The sequence below is a fragment of the Corynebacterium sp. NPDC104732 genome (assembly GCF_055583565.1).
In genome coordinates, this window is sequence record NZ_JBVJNS010000007.1 from 103244 (window position 1) to 124262 (window position 21019).

Sequence of the window (21019 nt, forward strand, 5' to 3'; positions counted from 1 at the left end):
ACAGCTCCTTACGTTACGGGTTGCGTGGGCCGCGTGGGCCGTAGTCAAAGTCGGCGGTCAGCGGGCCGAACACCTGCAGCCCACGTGGTGCGTCGAAGGGATCGAGGTGCACTTCCAGGAACGCTCCGGCATCGGATGCCTTGATCTGGTTCAGTGCGTCCTCCAGTTCCCCTTCAGTGCGGGCACTGTAGGACTGCATGGTGGTATCTCGCTTGAACACCTTAGGTAGTTCATTGTAGGACCAGTCTTGGATGTCATTGTAGTCCTCCTCCATACCGAGGATGAAGCGCTCGATGGTGTAGCCCTTGTTATTGACCAGCACGATGAGCGGTTTGAGGTCCTCTCGCAGGATAGTGGAAAGCTCCTGAGCTGTGAGTTGGAAGGACCCGTCGCCGATAAACAGCACGTGCCGACGCTCCGGGGCAGCCAACATCGAGCCGAGCAGCGCAGGCAGGGTGAAACCAATTGAGCCCCAAATCGGCGAGTTAATGTACTGCACCCCCTCGGGGAAGTGGAGCGGCCCGAGGCCGATGTTGGAGGTGCCCGCCTCTGCGATCACCACGTCACCTTCCCCGATGTGGCTGACCATCTGCGGCCACATGCGGGCATGAGTGAGAGGCGCCTGCTTATCGACGTCCACTGCTGCCTCTTCGTATGGCGCGGCCGCGGATTGCTCAGCGGCCGGGATCTGGTCGGCAATGGCGTCGAGAAGCTCCAGCGTATTAATGCCAACGAAGAACTCTCCGCCGACGTTGGCATGCTGATCGCCGAAGTTGATGATGTGTTCCTCGGGGAGCTCGTGGGTGTAGGACCCGGAGTTGACCTCGATGAAGCGTGGATTCGTGGTGACCAGGAAGTCGCAGTTTTCCACGCGTTCCTTCACACCCGGTGCGGAGGCGTTGCCGTTGTACGTGCCGATGAACAGTGGGTCGCGCTCGGAAAGGATGGCCTTTCCGGAGGAGAGCTGGGAGTACGGCACCTGGGCCTTGTCGATGATCCGTCGGAACTTTTCCGTGAAACCGTGGCGGTCGGTGTCCTGGTCGATCAAGATGATCGGATCGGTGGCTTCCTCGAAGCGTCGCAGCACAGCTGCGGTGGCAGCTTCCAAGCGCTCCTTGTCGGAGGTCGCCAAATCCGTGGAAAATGGCTGGTCAGGAACCTCAATGGTGAGGTGGGTGATGTCAGAAGGGATCTGAATGTGCACCGGCCGCTTTTCGCGCAGACAGGTGTGCAGCGCCCGGTCAAACTCCTCCACCACGTTCATTGGGGTGACACGACACGAGATTTCCGTAAAAGGTGCGATAGCTTCGAGCATGTTCGCGTAATCGCCATCCGCAAGAGAATGGTGCATCGCCCACCGATACTCGGTGGCATACAACGGCGGCGCACCTGCAAGAGACACCACGGGTACATGCTCAGCTCGGGCACCAGCAATTCCGTTGAGCGCGGACAACTCGCCCACACCATAGGTAGTGAGCAGACAGCCAACACCACGCTGGCGAGCATAGCCATCAGCTGCGTAAGCCGCGTTGAGCTCGTTACAGCTACCAACAAATCGGATACCAGGGGTTTCCTTTACCTGCTCGAGGAAGCTGAGGTTGAAGTCGCCTGGCACGCCGATGATCTCGGAAATGCCAATAGCTTTGAGTCGATCGAGGATGAATTCACCCACGGTGGTCTGCATGAAGAATCAGTGTCCTTTTCTAGTTAGTCGTTTGGCGCTTTTCGTGTGCTTGTTTACCCGCCCAGATCACACCGAGGAGCAAAATCCAGAGTGGAAGTGCGACGACACCCATCCGATAGTCGGGGAGGAAAGCCATCAACACGACAATCATGGCGAAGAACGCCAGGCACAGCATGTTTGCGATGGGGAACAAGGGAGCGCGGTACGCGGAGGACTTACCTTTAATGGCGTATTCCTTACGGAATTTCCAGTGTGCGATGGCGATGGCCGACCAGGAAATTAGTTCAGCGCCCACGATGATGGCGATGAAGACCATGAGCAGTTTGCCTTCGAACAGGTAGTTGAGCAGCACGGCGGTGCCCATCAGTCCGGCATTAAACAACAAGGCCCGCAGCGGCACGCCCTTCTTGGTGGTTGCCGAGAAGAACGGTGGTGCTTGGCCACCGAGCGACAGGTCCCGAAGCATACGGGTGCCGGAGAACGTCATGGTGTTAAACACAGACAGCGCGGCGACTAGCACGATGAGGTTGAGCCCGGTAGCTGCACCGGAGATACCGATTGTGGTTAGTGCACGCACGAATGGTGAGGTGGCGGTATCCAACTGATTCCACGGCGCCAGCAGGACGATGATTGACATGCCACCGATGTAGAAAATCAAAATACGCCAGATGACGGAGTTGATGGCGTTGGGCAAAGTCTTTGCTGGGTCTTGGGTTTCGCCCGCCGCGGTGCCGATGGACTCGATGCCACCGAAGGCGAAAATCACAGCGACTAACGAGAACAGGACTCCAACCGCACCGTTAGGGAAAATACCGCCATTTTCGGTGATGTTTTTCATACCCAGGGCAGGTTCTGGAGTCAGGCCCAATACGATTGCAGCCCCGACCACAATCATGAGGATAAGAGCTGCGACCTTGATGAAGGATAGCCAGAACTCAGCCTCGGCGAACGCCCCCACATGCACCAAATTAATAGCGGTAACCACCAGCAGGGTCACCAGCGCTGTCACCCAGTGCGGTAGTTCTGGGAACCAAAAGTCCATGATGGTACCCGCTGCCGTCAGTTCCAGCATCCCCACCACGATGGTGGTGAACCACCAGTTCCAGCCGGTGATAAACCCTGCGCGGGGGCCAATGTAATGGCGTGCATATGCGCTGAAAGAACCCGATACGGGGTGCTCAACGGCCATTTCGCCCAGCATGCGCATGATCAAGTAGATGATGAATCCGCCGATGGCGAAAGCCAACACCACGCTCGGGCCAGCTTGCTGGATTGATGCACCAGAACCGAGGAAGAGGCCAGTGCCAATGGCGGAGCCGAACGAGATCATCTGCAGATGGCGGGACTTCATTCCGCGATGCAGACCGTCATCCTGGTGCAGGAATTCTTTATCTGGAGCAGTAATGGTCAAGATCCCTCCCTAGCCGTTGATGATGTGTGGATAAGCCAGACCCTTGAGGCCTTCGGTGCCGAATTCGACGCCGTAACCGGAGGATTTGATGCCACCGAACGGCACCCGAGGATCCACTGCGCCATGAGAGTTGATCCAGGTAGTACCCGCTTCCAGTCGGCTTGCTACTTCCAGGGCGCGGTCACGATCTGATGACCACACGGACGACCCCAGTCCCACATCCAGAGAGTTGGCCTGTTCGATGGCCCAATCCAGATCGGTGTACTTGATGATCGGCAGCGCCGGGCCGAACTGCTCCTCGGTGACCAATGGATTGTCTGGGTCAATGTCTGCGATGAGGGTGGTGGGGTAGAAGTAGCCGGGTGCCTCGTAATCAGGGTTGGCGCCGGTCAGGACGCGCGCACCTGAGGCGACGGCTTCTTTCACCAAGCCGTCGACGATGTCGAACTGGGCCTTGTTCTGCAGCGGGCCGAGGACGTTGTTTTCGTCGAGTCCGACACCCATGGGGGAGGCTTCGGCTACGGCGAGGAGTGCGTCGCATACGGCGTCGTAAAGCGAGGCTGGAACGTAAAGGCGCTTCATCGCTGCGCAGGTCTGGCCGGTGTTAATGAAGGCGCCCCAGAAGAGGTCGCCGGCGATGGCTGCTGGGTCGGCGTCGTCGAGGACGATGCCGGCGTCGTTGCCGCCGAGCTCCAGCGTGAGTGGCGTGAGGCCTTCCGCAGATGCAGAGACGATCTTCTTGCCGGTGACGGTAGAGCCGGTAAACATGAGCTTGTCAATGCCAGCGTGCGTCGAGAGGGCAGCTCCAACGTCACCACCGCCCGTGACTACCTGCACGACGTCCTGAGGGAGGACTTCGTTGATGGTTTTCACCAGAGCGAGCACAGACAGCGGGGTGTATTCCGACGGCTTAACGACGACCGTGTTGCCCATACGAACTGCCGGAGCAATTTGCCAGATGGTAATCATCATGGGCCAGTTCCATGGGCCGATCGCCCCGACCACACCGAGTGGTTTGTAGGTCACGGTCGCGGTGACATCGGCGTCAACTGCGACATAGTCCGGCGAATCGAAGGACGCGGTGGCGCGCAACCACCCGGCACAGGCACCGACTTCAAAGCGGGCGTTCGGGCCATTGAGGGGTTTGCCCTGTTCCCGGGAGAGCAGTTCCGCGAGGGCTTCGGCCTTTGCCTCGATGGCATCAGCGGCGCGCATGAGCAGTTCGCTGCGCTCTTCATGGCTGAGTTGGGCCAAGCCCGGAGCGGCAGCGCGGGCGCGTGCGACTGCGGCATCGACATCAGCGGGAGTGCCTACTGGGCAACAACCGAGGGATTCTCCGGTAGCTGGGTTGAAGATTTCCTGGCCTTCGCTGGTGACGACGGACTCGAGCAGCGCTGAAAAGTCAGACATGAGTGCCTCCTTTGGGGGACAAACGACAGAATGTTCCCCAATGTTGCCCCGATCACAGCGATAGGAGTTGACTTTGAGTGCACGCAATTTGGCTTTAAATGTGCGCTGCGTCACTTTAAGATGGTGGGCATGACACCACCAATGTCGGAAGAATTTACCCTCGCCCAGTGGCGCAGTGCGGTGACCTCGCACTTTGGAAAGATGGATATCAGGAGCGCCCCTGGCGGAGCGTTCTCGGCGCGCATGTCGGCGGCAACCTTGGGGGAGATTGCCCTCTTTGACATGATCACGTCGCCCCATACTGTTCGCAGGACAAGCGAATCCATCGGTATGGACCGTGAGCCGTTCTGTAAGCTCAGCTTGCAACTTGAAGGCTCCTCTGCGATGACGCAGGACGGGCGAACCTGCGTGCTGCATCCGGGGGACCTGGCTCTGTACGTTACCCAGCGGCCTTATGAGTTGGTGTACGAGCAACCCCAGCACACGCTGGTGGTGTATTTTCCGCAGCGCTATTTGAATTTCACGCCCAACCAGATTGAAGCACTCACCGCCTCTCCTATTTCTCGCTGCTCGGGACTGGGGAGGGTGGCCATCCCGATGTTCGAGCAGCTAGCCACCAATATTGATGTGCTCGACGGGGAACATGCTGAAGCTTTAGTGCGGTCGGCGTTGAACATGTTGATCTCCGTGTTTTCTTCGGAATATGCTGCTGAGCTGGAATCTGGAACTGCCAATCTCCTCTTTAGGCAAGCGACAGCTTTTATTGAGCAGAATCTCCATGATGCAGACCTTTCGCCGGGCATGATTGCAGCTGCGCTGTTCGTGAGCGTGCGACACCTGCATGCGCAGTTTGCTACTCAAGGGGTCACGGTCGCGGCATATATTCGGGGTAGGCGCTTGGAGCGGGTGAAAAATGACCTCGCTGACCCTGCCCACGCGACAGAATCGATTCATCACATTAGTAGTCAGTATGGCTTTCATGAGCCCTCGCACTTTTCTCGAGTGTTCAAGGCTGAATTTGGGGAAGCACCCCGAGTGTTCCGGGCCCGGATGTTGGGATAGCGCGAGCCGGTCCTGAAGAACAGGGGCTATAAGGGGATTTTTAGCGCCTTACTCATTGTCTTCCCCCGCTTACAGTTTAAGGTAAGGCTTACCAAGATGAGGGTAGGGGGACCTAAGAAACTCTCCCGGGGAAGTACAGCGGTAACGGTAATGACCATGTTCAAGCTCAAGAGCAGAGTGCAGTGCGAACGTAAAGACTGCATCTCTGCGGACCAAGCACCAGTCGGCTGCTGCGCTAGCCTCCCAGAGTGCTGCCTTGAACGAGCGATCGAGCGTGATCCGGCGCTGGCGATGCGACTCGAAGAACTCGGAATCCGTCCTGGCATGAGCGTTAAGCTTGGCCAAAAAGTTGCTGGTGGCGGACGCATCGTTACCGTTGGAACGACGCGATATGCCATCGATCGCGTCACCCTCCGTCACCTCGACGTCACGCTGTGAGCGGCAAGCCTGCCAACATTCCTAGCTGCCATGCTGCAGCATCCACCGTGGTAGCCCCGAAGGGGTCGCCAATCGTGGCGCTCATTGGCGCGCCTAACTCAGGAAAGTCCACCACCTTTAACACGCTCACCGGTGCGAAAGTAAAGACCGGCAACTGGCCGGGGACCTCCGTTGAGGTGAGCCGAGGTGTGTGGAAAACCCAGGATGGCATGGCGTTGGATGTCATTGACTTCCCCGGAACCTATTCCTTGGACCCGCTCAGCCCAGATGAAGAGCTCACCCGGGACATGCTCATCGAGCGTGCCGAGGACGAACGCCCCGACCTGGCGGTAGTTGTGGTTGACGCTACGGCTCCCGCACGCGGACTCAATCTCGCTTTTCAGCTTGCCGAGCACCCCTATCGCGTTGTCCTCGCTGTGACCAAGATGGATCTGGCCCAAGCGCAGGGCATCTCCGTCGACGTCCAGCGCCTCGCTGAGGTCACTGGTATTCCAGCCGTGGTAGTGAACGGTCGAAAGTTTGAGGGGCTGGCAGACCTGGAGCAGGTTGTGCTCGCGCAACTAGGCCGCCCGAAGGTGCAGGTGCGCGTGGGGGATGGCGTCGAGAAGCGCTTTGCTGACCTGGACGATGCCGTTAAGGCAGCCGTCGTGGAGGGCGAAGAGCGGGAAACCTGGACGCAGCGCATTGACCGCGTTGTGCTCCACCCCTTCCTCGGGCCCCTGATCTTCCTCGGTGTGATGTGGCTGGTTTTCAAGATCACCACCACTGTGGCTGCGCCACTGCAAGACAGTCTGGAAACGCTGATCACCGGCTGGTTCGGTGGGGTAGTCTCCGACGGGCTCGCCGCGACAGGGTGGGATCACCCGTTGGTGACCGGCCTGCTTGTCGACGGCCTCATTGGTGGCGTTGGCATGGTACTAACGTTTGCGCCGCTGCTTGCGCTCATGTTCCTGAGCCTGGCGGTCCTGGAAGATTCCGGTTACATGGCCCGCGCGGCCGTGGTTACAGACCGGGTGATGCGGTCTATCGGCCTGCCCGGCAAAGCTTTTATTCCGATCGTGGTCGGCTTTGGCTGCAACGTGCCCGCGATCTCCGCAACTCGCGTGCTGGGTAGCCCCCGCCACCGCATCCTCACGTCGTTGCTCATTCCGTTCACCTCATGCTCGGCGCGGTTGATCGTGTTCCTCATGCTGACGACGATCTTCTTCCCAGACCATGCCGGTAGCGCAGTGTTTGCGATGTACGTGCTATCGATCGTGTTGATCGTGGCGACGGGCCTGCTGCTGCGCTCGACATTGTGGCGCGCTATGCCCAGCGAGGCCTTGGTCATTGATCTGCCAACCTATCAGTTACCGACAGCCCGCATGGCGGGCTCGGTCACCTGGCAGCGACTGCGTGGCTTCCTGGAAACCGCTGGTGGCATCATCGTCACGACGGTTGTGGTGGTGTGGCTGCTCATGGCTATCCCGGTTCGCGGTGATCATGATATCGCCGATGTGCCACCGCAGGATTCCGCCTATGGTGTTGTCTCCGAAGCAATCTCTCCAGTGTTCCAGCCAGCTGGTTTCGGATCATGGAGCCTGACCGGTCCTCTGATCACCGGATTTGTAGCTAAGGAAGCGGTTATTTCGACCTGGGCGCAGGTCTACGCCGTGGAGGATGTCACCGACGCAGCGCCCGAAGACCAAGCAGAATCTGCCCTGTCCAAGAACATTCGCCAAGATTTTGAGGACACTTCTGGCGGTCACGCGGTGGCAGCGGTGTGGGCCTTCATGATCTTCATGCTCTCCTACACCCCGTGCGTGGCGACTAGTGCGGCGCAGCGTCGGGAAATTGGGGCCAAGTGGACCCTCTTCGGCTTCGCCGTGCAATTCGTCGGTTCGTGGATGCTTGCGGTCGTGGCATTCCAGATCCTCAAGGTGTTCCTATGACCCCCACCGAACTGGTACGCGCCGCCATTAGCGCTGGTTGTGGCACTGTGGCTGACGTCGCGCGCCACAGCGGACTATCTCGCGGCACAGTCGAGCTTGTCATGGATCATATGGGGCACACCGGCGAATTAGTGCGAGAAAGCCTAAGCTCTTGTCCCACCTCCGGCTGTAGTTCCTGTTCTCACAACTCGGGCTGTAGTGGTTCCACGGGTGCGCGGGGCCCGGTATTACTCAAGCTGACCCGCGGTGGTTAGTAAACCAAGCACGAAAAACAACATAAGCAGACATCAAACAAAGAAATTCGTGCAAGTATGGGCAATTTCACTGTGACGCCCGCCATGTGAAATTGTTAGCAAAACCGCAGCTCAAGTGAGATGAGGCTGTCCGAAAAGCCAACGTTGGGTTGCGCAACTGACTTACAGCCAGTGCGCGAAACTCCAAGCTGACCTAACCTTGAGTGCATGAGCCCACGAAAAATTGGTGTTACTGAAGTTGCCCTCCGCGATGCTCACCAAAGCCTCATGGCCACCCGCATGGCCATGGAAGACATGGTCGGAATCTGCGAAGAAATTGATCAAGCTGGTTTCTGGTCCGTCGAGTGCTGGGGCGGCGCGACCTTCGACTCCTGCATCCGCTTCCTGAACGAAGACCCCTGGGAGCGCCTGCGCACCTTCCGCAAACTGATGCCCAACTCCCGCCTGCAGATGCTGCTGCGTGGCCAGAACCTCCTCGGCTACCGCCACTACGAAGACATGGTGGTGGACAAATTCGTAGAGAAGTCCGCCGAAAACGGCATGGACGTGTTCCGAGTGTTCGACGCCCTCAATGACCCACGCAACCTGGAGCGAGCCATGAACGCGGTCACCCGCGTCGGCAAGCATGCCCAGGGTACAATCTGCTACACCGTCTCCCCGCTGCACACGGTGGAAGGGTACATTGAGCAGGCCGGTCGCCTCCTGGACATGGGCGCGTCCTCCATCGCTCTGAAGGATATGGCTGCGCTGCTCAAGCCACAGCCTGCGTATGACATCGTCAAGGGCATCAAGGAAACCTACGGCGAAGATACTCAGGTGAACGTCCACTGCCACTCCACCACTGGCGTGACCCTGGTGACGCTGATGAAGGCCATCGAGGCCGGCGCTGACGTTGTCGACACCGCAATTTCCTCCATGTCCCTCGGCCCGGGCCACAACCCCACCGAGGCCCTGGTGGAAATGCTTGAAGGCACCGAGTACGACACCGACCTGGACATGGACAAGCTGATCAAGATCCGCGATCACTTCAAGGCAGTTCGCCCGAAGTACAAGGAGTTTGAATCCAAGACCCTGGTGGACACGAACATCTTCCTGTCCCAGATCCCAGGCGGCATGCTCTCGAATATGGAATCCCAGCTGCGCGCGCAGGGCGCTGGCGATCGTATCGATGAAGTGATGCAGGAAGTGCCACGCGTCCGTAAGGACGCCGGTTACCCGCCACTGGTGACCCCGTCCTCCCAGATCGTTGGTACCCAGGCGGTGTTCAACGTGCTGATGGGACGCTACAAGGTTATGACCGCGGAATTCGCGGACCTGATGCTCGGCTACTACGGCGAGTGCATCGGCGAGCGCGACCCAGAGCTGATCAAGCAGGCCGCTGAACAGACGAAGAAGGAGCCTATCTCCGTCCGCCCGGCCGATCTGCTGGAACCAGAGTGGGACAAGCTGATTGGGGAAGCCCAGGCCCTGGAGGGCTTCGACGGCACCGACGAGGACGTTCTCACCAACGCACTGTTCCCAGGTGTGGCGCCGGGCTTCTTCAAGGCCCGCCCAGACGGCCCGAAGAACGTGGGCAAGACCGCCGAGCAGCTTGAGAAGGAAAAGGCCCAAGCCTCCGGCGCAGCTAACGCTATCCGCGAGCCAATCCAGTACAAGGTCACCGTCGGTGGCCGCAGCCAGACCGTCAAGGTCGAGCCAGCCTAAAGGACAAAACATGACGATTCACGAACCTTCTATGCAAGAACGCCTCGAGAAGCTCGAGGAAGCGCGCGCCAAGGTTGCCCTCGGCGGTGGCGAGGCGAAGCTGGAAAAGCAACACGAGCGCGGCAAGCTCACCGCCCGCGAACGCATCGAGCTGCTTATCGACGACGACACCTTCCGCGAAACCGGGATGTTTGCCAAGCACCGCACCACCGAGTTCGGTATGGACAAGGCTGAGGCCCCAGCCGACGGCGTCGTTACGGGCGTGGGTGCTGTCTTTGGTCGTCCTGTCCATGTCGCTTCGCAAGACTTCACCGTGATGGGTGGCTCCGCTGGCGAGACCCAGTCCAACAAGGTCGCCGCCATGATGGAAGCATCCGCAACCACCGGTACTCCGTTCATCTTCATCAACGACTCCGGTGGCGCTCGCGTCCAGGAAGGCATCGACTCGCTCTCCGGATACGGCAAGGTGTTCTACCAGAACGTGTTGCTTTCTGGCCTGGTGCCACAGGTGTCCATCATCGCAGGCCCGTGTGCTGGCGGTGCTGCCTACTCACCAGCGCTGACAGACTTCATCATCCAGACACGCAAAGCCAACATGTTCATCACCGGCCCTGGCGTGATCAAGTCCGTGACCGGCGAAGTCGTGACCTCGGAACAGCTCGGTGGCCCGGACGCACACATGTCCAAGGCCGGCAACATCCACTTCGTCGCGGATGACGATGAGCAGGCCGTTCTGATCGCGCAGAAGCTCCTGAGCTTCCTGCCACAGAACAACACCGAGGAACCACCTGTGGTGGACCCGGATTACATCGTGGAGCCCGACGAGTCTATGCGTGACATCGTTCCCGTTGAGGGCAAGAAGGGCTACGACGTCCGCGAAGTGATCACCCGCATCGTAGACCGCGGCGACTTCCTTGAATCCCAGGCAGGCTTCGCACAGAACATCGTGGTCGGTTTCGGTCGCGTGGTGGGCCGTACCGTGGGGATCGTCGCAAACCAGCCGAACATCATGTCCGGTGTGCTGGACATCGACTCCTCCGACAAGGCTTCGAGTTTCATCCGCTTCTGCAACGCCTTCAATATTCCGCTGGTCACCCTGGTGGACGTGCCGGGCTTCATGCCGGGCGTCGCTCAGGAGCACGGCGGTATCATCCGTCACGGTGCGAAGATGCTCTACGCCTACTCCTCGGCAACGGTGCCAAAGATCACCGTCGTGCTGCGTAAGTCGTACGGTGGCGCGCACCTGGCGATGTGCTCCAAGGATCTCGGGGCTGACCGGGTCTTTGCTTGGCCGACCGCCGAGATCGCCGTCATGGGTGCTGATGGTGCTGTGAACGTGGTGTTCCGCAAGGAGATCGAGAACGCCGAGGACCCAGAAACCAAGCGCGCTGAACTGGTCCAGCTGTACAAGGACACGTTCTCCACGCCGTTCATGGCCGCCTCGCGCGGGCTTGTCGACGACATCATCGACCCAGCCAACACCCGCTCCGAAATTGCCATGGCCCTGGAAGTCCTCGCTAACAAGCGTGTCTTCCGCCCAGCCAAGAAGCACGGCCTCGGCCCCGCCTAAGGATGATGCGTTATGTCTGAACTATCCAACAAGGAGCTCCAGGACCTGGTTGCCTCGCTGGCCAGCCGCTTGGAATCTGTGGAGTCGGAACTCGCCGAGTTGAAGCGACGCTCCGATGCTGAAATCCCGGAGGACGTTCTGATGGCTATCAGCGCAGCAGTCTCCGCCTACCTCGGCAACCGCGGTCGCGTGAAAGCAGTGAAATTCTCGCGTCACCGCACGTGGGCCGCGCAGGGCCGCCAAGCAGTCCAATCCCGCCATTCGAAGTTCTGATAGGTGTTAAAGGAAAACCATGAAACTCAAAGTGACCGTCAACGGTATCGCCTACAGCGTCGATGTTGAGGTAGAGGAAGAACAGCGCCAACTTGGCTCCATCGTGTTCGGTGGCTCGCCAAAGAACCTGGAACCATCCAACGCAAAGGTCTCTGGCGCTTCGCTTAACGCAGTGGTTGCTCCGCTCGCTGGTTCCGTATTCAAGGTGCTCGTCGCTGAAGGAGACCAGATTGAAGAAGGCCAGGCACTGCTAATCCTGGAAGCTATGAAGATGGAAACTGAAATTACTGCGCCGAACGCCGGCACGGTAACCCACCTTCATGTTGCCCCAGGAGACCCAGTCCAGGGCGGCCAGGCGCTGCTCGAAATCGAGTAAAACTCCACTCCGAAATCCCGCTACCACTCGTGGCTGGATTTTTGTGTTGTGGGGCTTGATAGCGATTCGTTGGGGGATACAAAAAACTACGCCTTCGCGTTTTAAAACGCCAGGTCAGCCAAGAGCGAAAGCGTAGGGATTGGTCCGCCCCCTACGAATCGCTATCAGATATTCGACCACTCGTGATGCCATTTTGAACATCCTTTCCCATTTGGGGGTGTCTGCGAGTTTTTCACAGGAAGGCGTGCCAATATTGCGGGGAATAGTTCAACTTCTTGTAGTGTCAGAAGTTCCAAGTACCCTGTTACGAAAGTTCGTGAGAAATGTCGTTGAAGCGTCCTGTCCGTGCCCTCGTGGGATCTGCAATTGCTGCTATTGCGATGGTGGTAGGGGCACAGCCAGCGGCTGCGTATGACGCGGCGCCTGCCACCTTTGACGGTTTGGTCAACGGTGCGAATTACCAATGGCGCAATGATGTCCAGGCGCAGGTGATGGCGCAGCACCTGGGCCCAGTGTTGCACCGCGTGCCTGGCAGCTGGTTTAACGCCCCGGACATTGCTCCGGAAGCACAAGGGGGCCAGGTGGCGGTGTTCGGCCCGTCCACGCCACTGTTCATCGGTACGGATAAGATGTGCACCTTGGCGGTAGCGGGTTTTGACCAACACGGCAACAAGGTCGGAATTACTGCAGGTCACTGCGGTAGTGTCGGCGCCCCGGTGTATTCGGCTGACGCGCCTAACGCTGGTGTCCGCGGCCACATCGTGCAGGTAATCCCAGAGTTTGACGTTGCGATTGTTCAGTTTGCCCCTGACACGGAGGTATCCCGGGGCTACAACGGCGTAACGCTGAATGCTGTCGGCGGCCAGGCTGCCCCGGGGCAGCAGTTGTGCAAGAAGGGTGTCGCGACGGGCTACACCTGCGGGGTTGCCTGGGACACCTACAACTCGCAGGTATGCGCCATGCAAGGCGATTCCGGCGCACCAATGTTTGCCGGAGATCGGCTGATCGGTGTGGTGTCGGGAGGTAACCCGGTGGTGCCGATGTCCTCCTGCAACACGCCGTGGCAGGGGCCACTGCACATGCCGACGATTTCCACCCCGATCGACCACATCCTGGGTTTCTTGGATGCGCAGGGCGGAACCGGGGCCGGCTTCCGGCTTGCTTAATAGCCTAACTGTCTAGCTGAGGTAGGCGCGGGCGGCGTCGTGAAGTAGCCCGTTGGTGGCGATGGCATCGCCCCCGTGTGGGCCGCCGTGACCAGCCAGTGAGGTGAATCGGCCCCCGGCCTCGGTGACCAGGATCGCCAGGGGAGCCAGGTCCCACAGGGATACCTCTGGTTCGGCCGCGATGTCTACCGCGCCTTCTGCGACCAGGCAGTAGGAGAAGAAGTCGCCGAAACCGCGGAGGCGCCAGGTGTCGTCGGAAAGGCGCTGGAAGCCGTCCAGCAGGGAACGGTCGCGCCAACCGTCCAAGCTGGAGAAAGACACCGATGCGTCAGAGATGTTAGAGACGCCGGAGACACTGAGTTTCTTGGGTGATCCGCCGTTGAAGGCGCGCCAGGCCCCGGAGCCTTTCCCTGCCCACCAGCGGCGGGCGAGGGCCGGTGCAGAGATGACCCCGACGACGGGTTGGCCGTCGACAAGCAAGGCGATGAGCGTGGCCCACACGGGGACGCCGCGGACGAAGTTTTTGGTGCCGTCGATGGGGTCGATGATCCATTGGCGGCCTTCGAAGGTAGCCTCGCCACCGAATTCCTCACCCAGGATGGCGTCGGCCGGGCGGTCGGCAGCGAGCCGCTCCCGGATGGCCTCCTCGACAGCAAGGTCAGCGTCGGACACAGGGGTCAGGTCGGGTTTAGCGGAGACGTTGAGGTCGGCGGCTTCGAAGCGCTCCAGGGTGATCGTATCGGCGATCTCGGCGAGCTCAAGCGCAAGGGCTAAGTCTTCTGCATACATGCAACTAGCTTAGAACAGAGCGAGGGCTTCATCGACAGCTTGGGTGTTCCCCGCCACACACCAGGTGACCCCGCCGGCCTCAACTTTCACTGCTTTACCGCCGGCACCTTCGACGAGCGCGCGGCCCGGCAACCAATCCCACGACGCCACTGAGTGCTGCAGCCACAGCCCCAGAGTTCCGTCGGCGACCCCGCCAAGATCGACGGAGCCGGCACCCAGCATCCTAAGGCTCGCCATCTGCGACGCCACTGCCTGCCACGCCTGGCGCACCGGCTCCTGCGTCAAGTAGGTCGGGTGCAGGTAGGTGCCCAAGCCCTGTTGGGACAGTGGGGCATCCTGCAGCTTTTCGACGCCCTTCCCGTCGCGCGTCGTCGCAATATTGAGCCCGCCGAACCAGGTGTATCCCATCGCGGGGCGGTGCACCGCGCCGAAGTGGATCTCCGTCGGATCGTCTGGATTGCCGGTCACGAGGGCGAGCGCGGAGCACCAATAATCCGAGCCGGAGACAAAATTGTAGGTGCCATCCACGGGGTCGATGACCCAGGTGCGACCCGAGTTACCTGGTTTGTTGGCGCCTTCCTCACCAAGGATCCCGTCCTCAGGGCGCAATGCTTCGAGCACCCCAGATACGAACCGTTCTGCCGCTTTGTCTGCCTCGGTCACCACGTCCGACACATTAGTTTTCTGTTCGGTGGAAACACCGGCCTCGCGCATGCGCCAGGCCAGCCGACCTGCGTTGAACACGAGCGCCTGGGCGAGGTGTTCGTCGGAATCTTGGTCGTGGGCGATCACGAAGGTTTTAATCAGGGCGTCGAGCATGTCAGGGGTAATCGAAGTCATGGTTCCTATTGTGCCAATTGTGTTGCTCGGTAATCTCAATTGGAACGGTAATGGGAGGTTCTTCATCATGGCTATTAGTAATGCCTGGCCAGCGTTGCGGTTTATCGGCTTCTCTGGGCGGCCCTCGACGCTGGTCGTTGTGCTTGCCTTCGTGGTGCTGCGTGCCCTGGACTCGACGCTGACGCCACGTCCGAAGCCGTTGGGGTCAGCTGCGGTTGCCATCCTGGGACTGCTCGCAGGGGCAGCTACTGTAGCGGTGGGAACCCTTCCACCTGTTGCTTTGGTGGGAAGAAACGCGGTATTCATCGTGCCGCCGGTTCTGAGCGTGGCAGTGTTCTTGCTGCTTGCCTGCTACGTGAAGCATTTTCATTCCGGCGTTCTGCTGGCGTTTTGGGCCACGTTTTGTGGTTTTATCTGGGCAGACACCATGTGGTTGTATTCGTGGGATGAGACAGGGCAATCGGGGGTTGGTGTTTTCTTGTTCATCATCGGAGCGACAACAGTGGCGTTGCTGTTGGCGGTTGTCTTAGGGATCCGGGCTGCTGTCTTGCGTCGGCAGGCCCTGCAGTAATATGGGTGGCTATGCGCCCGGAGATTTCTGCTGAACTTGCTCGCCTCGATGCCACGCTCACCACGATTGAAAAGGTGATGGATCCGCAGGAGATGGCGGATCGGGTGCGTGAGCTGGAGGCAAAGGCCTCTGATCCTGCCTTGTGGGATGATCCGGATTATGCGCAGCAGGTGACGTCGCAGCTGTCGGCCACGCAGGCGTCGTTGCGGAAAGTGACGTCGCTGCGTCAGCGTCTGGAGGATCTGCCGGTGATGTATGAGCTCACCGAAGCAGAAGGGGAGGGCACTGAGCTTGCCGACGACGAATTGGCCGAAGTCCGGGCCGAAATAGAATCGTTGGAAGTAAAAACCATGCTGTCCGGCGAGTATGACTCCCGTGAAGCTGTGATCAACATTCGCTCCGGTGCAGGCGGCGTTGACGCCGCGGACTGGGCAGAAATGCTTATGCGCATGTATGTGCGTTGGGCGGAGAAGAATGACCACAAGGTAGACATTTACGATATTTCATACGCTGAAGAAGCCGGGATTAAGTCCGCTACTTTCGTGGTGCACGGCGAGTATATGTATGGCACCCTTTCCGTCGAGCAGGGCGCGCACCGCCTGGTCCGTATTTCTCCGTTTGACAATCAGGGGCGCCGCCAGACCTCCTTCGCTGAGGTTGAGGTGTTGCCGGTGGTGGAACAGACAGACCATATTGACATTCCAGATTCCGATATTCGCGTCGATGTGTACCGTTCCTCCGGGCCTGGTGGCCAGTCCGTGAACACCACCGACTCCGCGGTGCGTATTACGCACCTGCCAACCGGGATCGTGGTGACCTGCCAAAACGAGAAGTCTCAGATCCAGAACAAGGCCTCCGCGCTGCGGGTGCTCCAGGCAAAACTTTTGGAGCGTAAGCGTCAGGAAGAGCGCGCGGAATTGGATGCGCTTGGCGCTGGCGGTAACGCCTCTTGGGGTAACCAGATGCGTTCCTACGTCCTGCACCCGTACCAGATGGTCAAGGATCTGCGGATGGGGTACGAGGTGAATGATCCGTCCAAGGTCCTCGATGGTGAAATCGATGATTTCTTGGAGGCTGGGATCCGCTGGCGGATGGAACAGGCTGAAGCTTAATCGCGGTTTTCGCTAGAGGTGTGGCGTCGTTAAGCTGCAAAAGCAAAACTAAGAGTTTCCAAAGGGGAAAAAGTCAACTACTGTTACCTGTGTGATTAAATTCGACCGAGTGACAAAGTCCTATAAGACATCTACGCGGCCGGCGCTGGACAACATTTCCTTGGAGATCGATAAGGGCGAGTTCGTCTTTCTTATCGGCCCCTCTGGATCTGGTAAGTCTACGTTCCTGCAGCTCATGCTGAAAGAAGAGACGCCGACGTCAGGTGATGTCTACGTGTCGGATTACCACGTGAACAAGTTGCGTGGCGGGCAGGTGAACAAACTCCGCCAGCATATCGGCTACGTGTTCCAGGACTTCCGGCTGTTGCCGAAGAAGAACGTCTACCAGAACGTGGCGTTTGCCCTCGAGGTGATTGGTCGACCGAAGCGGACGATCGAGAAGTCGGTGATGGACACCCTGGAAATGGTCGGCCTGGATGCCAAGGCCAACCGAATGCCAAACGAACTATCCGGTGGCGAGCAGCAGCGTGTCGCCATCGCCCGCGCCTTCGTAAACCGGCCGCTGGTGCTGCTCGCCGACGAGCCCACCGGAAACCTGGACCCGGATACCTCCCAGGACATTATGGTGCTGCTCAACCGCATTAATAAGCTCGGCACCACAGTGGTGATGTCGACGCACAACGCGCAGGCTGTGAACAACATGCGCCGACGCGTGATCGAGCTGCACATGGGCAAGCTGGTGCGCGACGAAGCACACGGCGTGTACGGGGAGGGGCGTTAATATGCGACTCGGAATCGTGTTTCGTGAGGCATTCCAAGGCCTCGGCCGCAACCTGACCATGACCATCGCGCTGATCATCACCACGGCGATCTCCCTGGCGCTGCTGGCCACGGGTTTCCTGGTCACTGGGATGACTGAGCGCACCAAGGACATTTACCTGGACCGGGTGGAGGTCATCGTCCAATTTGATGAGAAGATCTCCGCGGGAGACAAGGACTGCTCCACCCCTGAATGTAAGGAAGTGAAGCAGAAGCTGGAAACCCATGAGGGCGTTGAGTCTGTGACCTTCCGAAACCGGCAGGAATCCTATGACCGCTTTGTGAAGCTCTTCCAGGACACGGATCCGCTGCTGGTGCAAGAGACCTCTCCGGATGCGCTCCCAGCTGCGCTGCACGTGCGCTTGAAAGACCCATTGGAAAACCAGGCTATTGATCAGGTACGCAACTTGCCGCAGGTGGATGGGATACTCGACCAGATTGATGACTTGCGCGGTGCCACGGATAACCTCAACGCGATCCGCAATGCGACGTTCCTGGTGGCCGCAATCCAGGCGGTGGCTGCGATCTTCCTGATTGCCAACATGGTGCAGATCGCGGCGTTCAGCCGTCGGGAAGAAATGACAATTATGCGCATGGTCGGTGCGTCCCGCTGGTTCACCCAGGCCCCATTCGTCCTGGAAGCCGTCATGGCCACCTTCATTGGCGCGTGCGCGTCGGTGGCAGGATTGCTGCTCGGCAAGCGGTTTGTGCTGGACAAGGCGCTCGCTAGCATTTACGACGCCCAGTTGATCGCGCCCGTGACCACGAACGATATCTGGTTGGTCGCGCCCGTCGTAGCCGTGATTGGTTTGCTGTTCGCCGTGATCACTGCACAACTGACGTTGCGAATGTATGTGAGGAAGTAAAAGAATTTCCTTGAGCCTACCGCTTGCCGGTAGGCTCTTATGCGTTATGGCTACAAAGAAGAAGGCTGTCAGCAATCCGGTGATCGCGACGAACCGGAAGGCGCGCCACGATTACAAGATCCTCGAGACCTTCGAAGCGGGCATCGTGCTCGTTGGCACTGAGGTGAAGTCGCTGCGCGAAGGCAAAGCATCGCTTGTCGACGCCTTCGCCACCATCGATGATGGGGAGATATGGCTCCGCGGTCTCCATATCCCAGAATATTCCCGAGGCCACTGGACCAACCACTCGCCGAAACGCACGCGGAAGCTGCTCATGCACCGCCGTGAAATCGACGGACTCATGGGTAAGGTGCGTGACGGAAACAAAACCATCGTGCCGCTGTCCCTGTACTTCAAAGAGGGAAAGCTCAAAGTCGAATTGGGCCTCGCGCAAGGTAAACAAGATTACGACAAGCGTGAGGACATCAAACGGCGCACCGAAGAACGGGAAATCACTCGCCAGCTTGGCAGGCGAGTGAAGGGAATCTCAGGTTAGCGGGAGTTGCAGTGGGAACAAGAAAACTGTTTTTCATCTTGAATGGGGCCGCAATTTTCCTGGTCCCGATCGTGGTGGTTCTAGGTCGGGCCGCGGGAGGAAATACCGGTTGGTTCCTTGCGCTTTTCTTTATCTTTGGTTCTGTCTTGGTGGCGGCCTGGTATCTGATTTTGCTGCTGCTGAGTTTCCTGCTCCCTGAGGTAAGAAGCCCAAGGCACTCTTTGCTGCAAACGCTGTGGTTCATTGCGACATGCGCTACGGTTTTCGCATTGCTCATCATGCCTGATACCGGAGATACACCAGAATCAACCACAGTCTGGTTCATTTTCTCATTCATGGAAAAAGGGAAAGCGCTTAAGCTCAGTGAATACCTTAGCGTGATCTTCGCTGGGCTCGGGTTGCTTGGCTTCCTGGGATGGATCGGGACCTGTATCTACGATAAGTTCCGGACCCCTAAAAAGGGACTTGCTAGCACCAACTCCGACCGGGTAGAGTAGGTAAATCCTTGCCGGAGAATCACGTTTCCTGCCGGTAAGGAAATGGGGTCGATTTTGGTTTCGACTTCGTTAATTGAGCCAGGGGAAGCGTGCCGGTGCAGGCTGGAGACCACCGTTAAGCGTCGCGGCAAATTATAAGCGCAGAGAACACTCAGCGCGACTACGCCCTCGCTGCCTAATCAGCGACTTGCGTGTCTGTCGGACCAGATAGGTTCCTGATCTGGACCCCGGCATCGACTTAGAGGAACTTGCCTTACCGCTGTGTTGACGGGGCGGTAGGGGACACCAACCGACAACTGGGCTCATCATCTGGACATGTTTGCCTGATCCGGAGGGCCGAGTAGAGATCCCGTGCAAACTGCGCACGGAGAAGCCCTGGCGAGGTGACGAAGGACCCGGGTTCGATTCCCGGCGGCTCCACTGATTAAGCCCCTGACCTGGTAAAACAGGTTGGGGGCTTCGTGGTTCTAGTTGTAAATCGATTTCCGGTGGCCGATGGAAAACGCCTCAATGGTGACAACGTCGTCGTGAATGAGTGCGAGAATGCGATATGGGCCTACACGGTAGCGCCATTTGCCGGACCGGTTGGCAGACAACGCCTTTCCCCAAGCTCGGGGATCGGCGCAACCCTCCAGATTGTTTTTGATCCAAGTGGCAAGAATTTTCGCGTCGAAGCGATCCATTTTGTGTAGCTGCTTGCGGGCATGGGCGGTGAGCTTGACCCGGAACCGGTGTGGACTCATGAAAGTTCGTCGAGTATCTGGTCGATGCTGAACCGTTCCCCGGTATCTTCCGCAATGGCACTTCGCAGTTCTTGCAGATCGTAGGCATCTTCGATCTTTTCCATAATTGCGGTGCGTGCAAAATCAGAAATGGTCATCCCTTCAAAGGCTGCAAACTTACGGACCAACTCGGCGTCGCTGTCGTTCATTCGTACCGTCATCGTTGCCATCTTCTCGGCCTCCCAGCTGCTAAATCCTGAATACATTGTATTCAGGATGAGTTGCTCTTTCAAGAGTGTTTTTGGGTCATGGTGGGTTGGAATTGGTAGGCAGACGTGGCGTTTTGGTTTCGGCCTGACAGCTGGGCAATGTCTTTAACGGACTTACCGTTACATGTAACGTCTGGATTATGACACTGAGCCAGCGAGTATCCAACTACCGGGCGCGAATGCGTGCTCGGGGATTTTGTCCTGTGCAAATGTGGGGTCCAGACATGCGTTCAGAAGCTTTGGTGAGGGAGGCGCACCGGTAATCGGTGCTGGTAGCGGAAACGGATCGGCGCGCTGACGATCAAGACTTCATTGAAGCGGTGTCTGTCGATTGGGGCGATGAGTGAAACGTGGCGAGCTGTGGACCGTCGCCGGAGGAGTGTACGCCTCAAAATCGAGGCCGGCGTCGATCGTGCAAGATGACGAATTTGCAGGTACTGACTCAGTGACGGTCCTGCCTCTGAGTTCCACATTGCTGGAAACGCCCCTCCTGAGTTATCGAATAGCGGCCAACGAGTTTTCCGGCTTGCAGCGAGATAGTGATGTCATGATCGATAAGCTCACAACTGTGTGACGCAGCGAGTGGGAATGCTGAGCAAGAATCAAATGGTCGATATTGAACGCCTCGTCGCAGTGTTCCTCGGCCTCGCCCGATAGCCTGGCGCTCGCCGCGAGAAGAACCCCCTAGAATTGGTATCGGATAACTCCACCCAATACGCT

At 58.6% G+C, this 21019-nt stretch carries 23 protein-coding genes and 1 other RNA gene; 17 read left to right on the forward strand and 7 right to left on the reverse strand.

From position 1 onward, the window contains the following. Nucleotides 1-13 precede the first annotated feature (13 nt). The 3 genes from ACZ6ZO_RS06990 to ACZ6ZO_RS07000 are packed head-to-tail and all read right to left on the reverse strand — an operon-like array spanning nt 14 to nt 4505. On the reverse strand, nt 14-1684 hold the full coding sequence (locus ACZ6ZO_RS06990) for an alpha-keto acid decarboxylase family protein (RefSeq protein ID WP_208768870.1): 1671 nt from the start codon (nt 1682-1684) through the stop codon (nt 14-16). Nucleotides 1685-1703: 19 nt separating this feature from the next. Then, the gene (locus tag ACZ6ZO_RS06995) at nt 1704-3095 is read right to left on the reverse strand and encodes an amino acid permease (RefSeq protein ID WP_232843327.1); all 1392 of its coding nucleotides are present in this window, start codon (nt 3093-3095) and stop codon (nt 1704-1706) included. Nucleotides 3096-3104: 9 nt separating this feature from the next. After that, nucleotides 3105-4505, reverse strand: a complete 1401-nt coding sequence (locus ACZ6ZO_RS07000; RefSeq protein WP_465291546.1) for an aldehyde dehydrogenase family protein — start codon at nt 4503-4505, stop codon at nt 3105-3107. Between the two features lie 129 nt (nt 4506-4634). Here ACZ6ZO_RS07000 and ACZ6ZO_RS07005 point away from each other — a divergent pair, with 129 nt between their 5' ends. From ACZ6ZO_RS07005 to ACZ6ZO_RS07040, 8 genes are all read left to right on the forward strand, one after another. After that, a complete protein-coding gene (locus ACZ6ZO_RS07005; RefSeq protein WP_182386712.1) occupies nt 4635-5567 on the forward strand; it encodes an AraC-like ligand-binding domain-containing protein in 933 nt (310 codons plus the stop codon). Between the two features lie 156 nt (nt 5568-5723). Further along, on the forward strand, nt 5724-6005 hold the full coding sequence (locus ACZ6ZO_RS07010) for a FeoA domain-containing protein (protein WP_465291548.1): 282 nt from the start codon (nt 5724-5726) through the stop codon (nt 6003-6005). Beyond that, the gene (gene feoB, locus ACZ6ZO_RS07015; protein ID WP_465291550.1) at nt 6002-7936 is read left to right on the forward strand and encodes a ferrous iron transport protein B; all 1935 of its coding nucleotides are present in this window, start codon (nt 6002-6004) and stop codon (nt 7934-7936) included. Before ACZ6ZO_RS07010 ends, feoB begins: the two co-directional genes overlap by 4 nt. A 461-nt stretch (nt 7937-8397) precedes the next feature. Beyond that, nucleotides 8398-9894, forward strand: coding sequence for a methylmalonyl-CoA carboxytransferase subunit 5S (locus tag ACZ6ZO_RS07020; RefSeq protein WP_465291552.1), 1497 nt, complete (start codon nt 8398-8400; stop codon nt 9892-9894). A gap of 10 nt (nt 9895-9904) precedes the next feature. Then, on the forward strand, nt 9905-11464 hold the full coding sequence (locus ACZ6ZO_RS07025; protein ID WP_465291554.1) for an acyl-CoA carboxylase subunit beta: 1560 nt from the start codon (nt 9905-9907) through the stop codon (nt 11462-11464). Nucleotides 11465-11476: 12 nt separating this feature from the next. Beyond that, complete coding sequence (locus ACZ6ZO_RS07030) at nt 11477-11737, forward strand: hypothetical protein (protein WP_465291557.1); 261 nt, start codon at nt 11477-11479, stop codon at nt 11735-11737. 19 nt (nt 11738-11756) lie between these two features. Further along, on the forward strand, nt 11757-12113 hold the full coding sequence (locus ACZ6ZO_RS07035) for a biotin/lipoyl-containing protein (RefSeq protein ID WP_182386706.1): 357 nt from the start codon (nt 11757-11759) through the stop codon (nt 12111-12113). A gap of 323 nt (nt 12114-12436) precedes the next feature. Further along, nucleotides 12437-13279 (forward strand): S1 family peptidase, encoded by an 843-nt coding sequence (locus ACZ6ZO_RS07040; protein ID WP_465291559.1) that lies wholly within the window; start codon nt 12437-12439, stop codon nt 13277-13279. A gap of 12 nt (nt 13280-13291) precedes the next feature. Here ACZ6ZO_RS07040 and hisN read toward each other — a convergent pair whose 3' ends face one another. After that, nucleotides 13292-14068, reverse strand: coding sequence for a histidinol-phosphatase (gene hisN / locus ACZ6ZO_RS07045; RefSeq protein WP_465291561.1), 777 nt, complete (start codon nt 14066-14068; stop codon nt 13292-13294). 9 nt (nt 14069-14077) lie between these two features. Next, on the reverse strand, nt 14078-14908 hold the full coding sequence (locus ACZ6ZO_RS07050; protein WP_465291563.1) for an inositol monophosphatase family protein: 831 nt from the start codon (nt 14906-14908) through the stop codon (nt 14078-14080). Nucleotides 14909-14975: 67 nt separating this feature from the next. Between ACZ6ZO_RS07050 and ACZ6ZO_RS07055 the strand changes: the two genes are divergently transcribed. The 7 genes from ACZ6ZO_RS07055 (at nt 14976) to ssrA (ending at nt 19731) form a co-directional block, all read left to right on the forward strand. Continuing rightward, a complete protein-coding gene (locus ACZ6ZO_RS07055) occupies nt 14976-15479 on the forward strand; it encodes a hypothetical protein (RefSeq protein ID WP_465291565.1) in 504 nt (167 codons plus the stop codon). Between the two features lie 11 nt (nt 15480-15490). Continuing rightward, complete coding sequence (gene prfB / locus ACZ6ZO_RS07060) at nt 15491-16591, forward strand: peptide chain release factor 2 (RefSeq protein ID WP_182386703.1); 1101 nt, start codon at nt 15491-15493, stop codon at nt 16589-16591. 91 nt (nt 16592-16682) lie between these two features. Then, nucleotides 16683-17372 carry a cell division ATP-binding protein FtsE gene (ftsE, locus tag ACZ6ZO_RS07065; protein WP_182386702.1) on the forward strand — a complete coding sequence of 230 codons (690 nt, stop codon included), beginning with the start codon at nt 16683-16685 and terminating at the stop codon, nt 17370-17372. 1 nt (nt 17373) lies between these two features. Further along, nucleotides 17374-18276: a permease-like cell division protein FtsX gene (ftsX, locus tag ACZ6ZO_RS07070; RefSeq protein ID WP_465291568.1), complete on the forward strand. Its 903-nt coding sequence runs from the start codon at nt 17374-17376 to the stop codon at nt 18274-18276. A 46-nt stretch (nt 18277-18322) separates the two neighbouring features. After that, nucleotides 18323-18811, forward strand: a complete 489-nt coding sequence (gene smpB / locus ACZ6ZO_RS07075; RefSeq protein ID WP_208768882.1) for an SsrA-binding protein SmpB — start codon at nt 18323-18325, stop codon at nt 18809-18811. 11 nt (nt 18812-18822) lie between these two features. Further along, the gene (locus ACZ6ZO_RS07080) at nt 18823-19308 is read left to right on the forward strand and encodes a hypothetical protein (protein ID WP_208768883.1); all 486 of its coding nucleotides are present in this window, start codon (nt 18823-18825) and stop codon (nt 19306-19308) included. A 44-nt stretch (nt 19309-19352) separates the two neighbouring features. After that, nucleotides 19353-19731: a transfer-messenger RNA gene (gene ssrA, locus ACZ6ZO_RS07085) on the forward strand. Nucleotides 19732-19775: 44 nt separating this feature from the next. Here ssrA and ACZ6ZO_RS07090 read toward each other — a convergent pair. After that, a complete protein-coding gene (locus tag ACZ6ZO_RS07090; RefSeq protein WP_465291571.1) occupies nt 19776-20051 on the reverse strand; it encodes a type II toxin-antitoxin system RelE family toxin in 276 nt (91 codons plus the stop codon). After that, on the reverse strand, nt 20048-20296 hold the full coding sequence (gene relB, locus ACZ6ZO_RS07095; RefSeq protein ID WP_465291573.1) for a type II toxin-antitoxin system RelB family antitoxin: 249 nt from the start codon (nt 20294-20296) through the stop codon (nt 20048-20050). The genes ACZ6ZO_RS07090 and relB overlap by 4 nt, the downstream gene beginning before the upstream one ends. Before the next feature lie 143 nt (nt 20297-20439). On the opposite strand from relB, the gene ACZ6ZO_RS07100 reads away from it, so the two are divergent. Both ACZ6ZO_RS07100 and ACZ6ZO_RS07105 read left to right on the forward strand, forming a co-directional pair. Next, a complete protein-coding gene (locus tag ACZ6ZO_RS07100; RefSeq protein ID WP_465291575.1) occupies nt 20440-20562 on the forward strand; it encodes an antitoxin MazE-like protein in 123 nt (40 codons plus the stop codon). Nucleotides 20563-20642: 80 nt separating this feature from the next. Continuing rightward, nucleotides 20643-20873, forward strand: a complete 231-nt coding sequence (locus tag ACZ6ZO_RS07105; protein ID WP_465291577.1) for a type II toxin-antitoxin system PemK/MazF family toxin — start codon at nt 20643-20645, stop codon at nt 20871-20873. The last annotated feature ends 146 nt before the right edge of the window (nt 20874-21019 follow it).

What these genes read in the sequence shown, in the direction of transcription:
- ACZ6ZO_RS06990 (WP_208768870.1), bottom strand. Translation starts at nt 1,684, where the DNA reads ATGCAGACCACCGTGGGTGAATTCATCCTCGATCGACTCAAAGCTATT.
- ACZ6ZO_RS07000 (WP_465291546.1), bottom strand. Translation starts at nt 4,505, where the DNA reads ATGTCTGACTTTTCAGCGCTGCTCGAGTCCGTCGTCACCAGCGAAGGC.
- ACZ6ZO_RS07005 (WP_182386712.1), top strand. Translation starts at nt 4,635, where the DNA reads ATGACACCACCAATGTCGGAAGAATTTACCCTCGCCCAGTGGCGCAGT.
- ACZ6ZO_RS07010 (WP_465291548.1), top strand. Translation starts at nt 5,724, where the DNA reads ATGTTCAAGCTCAAGAGCAGAGTGCAGTGCGAACGTAAAGACTGCATC.
- ACZ6ZO_RS07020 (WP_465291552.1), top strand. Translation starts at nt 8,398, where the DNA reads ATGAGCCCACGAAAAATTGGTGTTACTGAAGTTGCCCTCCGCGATGCT.
- ACZ6ZO_RS07025 (WP_465291554.1), top strand. Translation starts at nt 9,905, where the DNA reads ATGACGATTCACGAACCTTCTATGCAAGAACGCCTCGAGAAGCTCGAG.
- ACZ6ZO_RS07030 (WP_465291557.1), top strand. Translation starts at nt 11,477, where the DNA reads ATGTCTGAACTATCCAACAAGGAGCTCCAGGACCTGGTTGCCTCGCTG.
- ACZ6ZO_RS07035 (WP_182386706.1), top strand. Translation starts at nt 11,757, where the DNA reads ATGAAACTCAAAGTGACCGTCAACGGTATCGCCTACAGCGTCGATGTT.
- ACZ6ZO_RS07040 (WP_465291559.1), top strand. Translation starts at nt 12,437, where the DNA reads ATGTCGTTGAAGCGTCCTGTCCGTGCCCTCGTGGGATCTGCAATTGCT.
- hisN (WP_465291561.1), bottom strand. Translation starts at nt 14,068, where the DNA reads ATGTATGCAGAAGACTTAGCCCTTGCGCTTGAGCTCGCCGAGATCGCC.
- ACZ6ZO_RS07050 (WP_465291563.1), bottom strand. Translation starts at nt 14,908, where the DNA reads ATGACTTCGATTACCCCTGACATGCTCGACGCCCTGATTAAAACCTTC.
- ACZ6ZO_RS07055 (WP_465291565.1), top strand. Translation starts at nt 14,976, where the DNA reads ATGGCTATTAGTAATGCCTGGCCAGCGTTGCGGTTTATCGGCTTCTCT.
- prfB (WP_182386703.1), top strand. Translation starts at nt 15,491, where the DNA reads ATGCGCCCGGAGATTTCTGCTGAACTTGCTCGCCTCGATGCCACGCTC.
- ftsX (WP_465291568.1), top strand. Translation starts at nt 17,374, where the DNA reads ATGCGACTCGGAATCGTGTTTCGTGAGGCATTCCAAGGCCTCGGCCGC.
- smpB (WP_208768882.1), top strand. Translation starts at nt 18,323, where the DNA reads ATGGCTACAAAGAAGAAGGCTGTCAGCAATCCGGTGATCGCGACGAAC.
- ACZ6ZO_RS07090 (WP_465291571.1), bottom strand. Translation starts at nt 20,051, where the DNA reads ATGAGTCCACACCGGTTCCGGGTCAAGCTCACCGCCCATGCCCGCAAG.
- relB (WP_465291573.1), bottom strand. Translation starts at nt 20,296, where the DNA reads ATGTATTCAGGATTTAGCAGCTGGGAGGCCGAGAAGATGGCAACGATG.
- ACZ6ZO_RS07100 (WP_465291575.1), top strand. Translation starts at nt 20,440, where the DNA reads ATGACACTGAGCCAGCGAGTATCCAACTACCGGGCGCGAATGCGTGCT.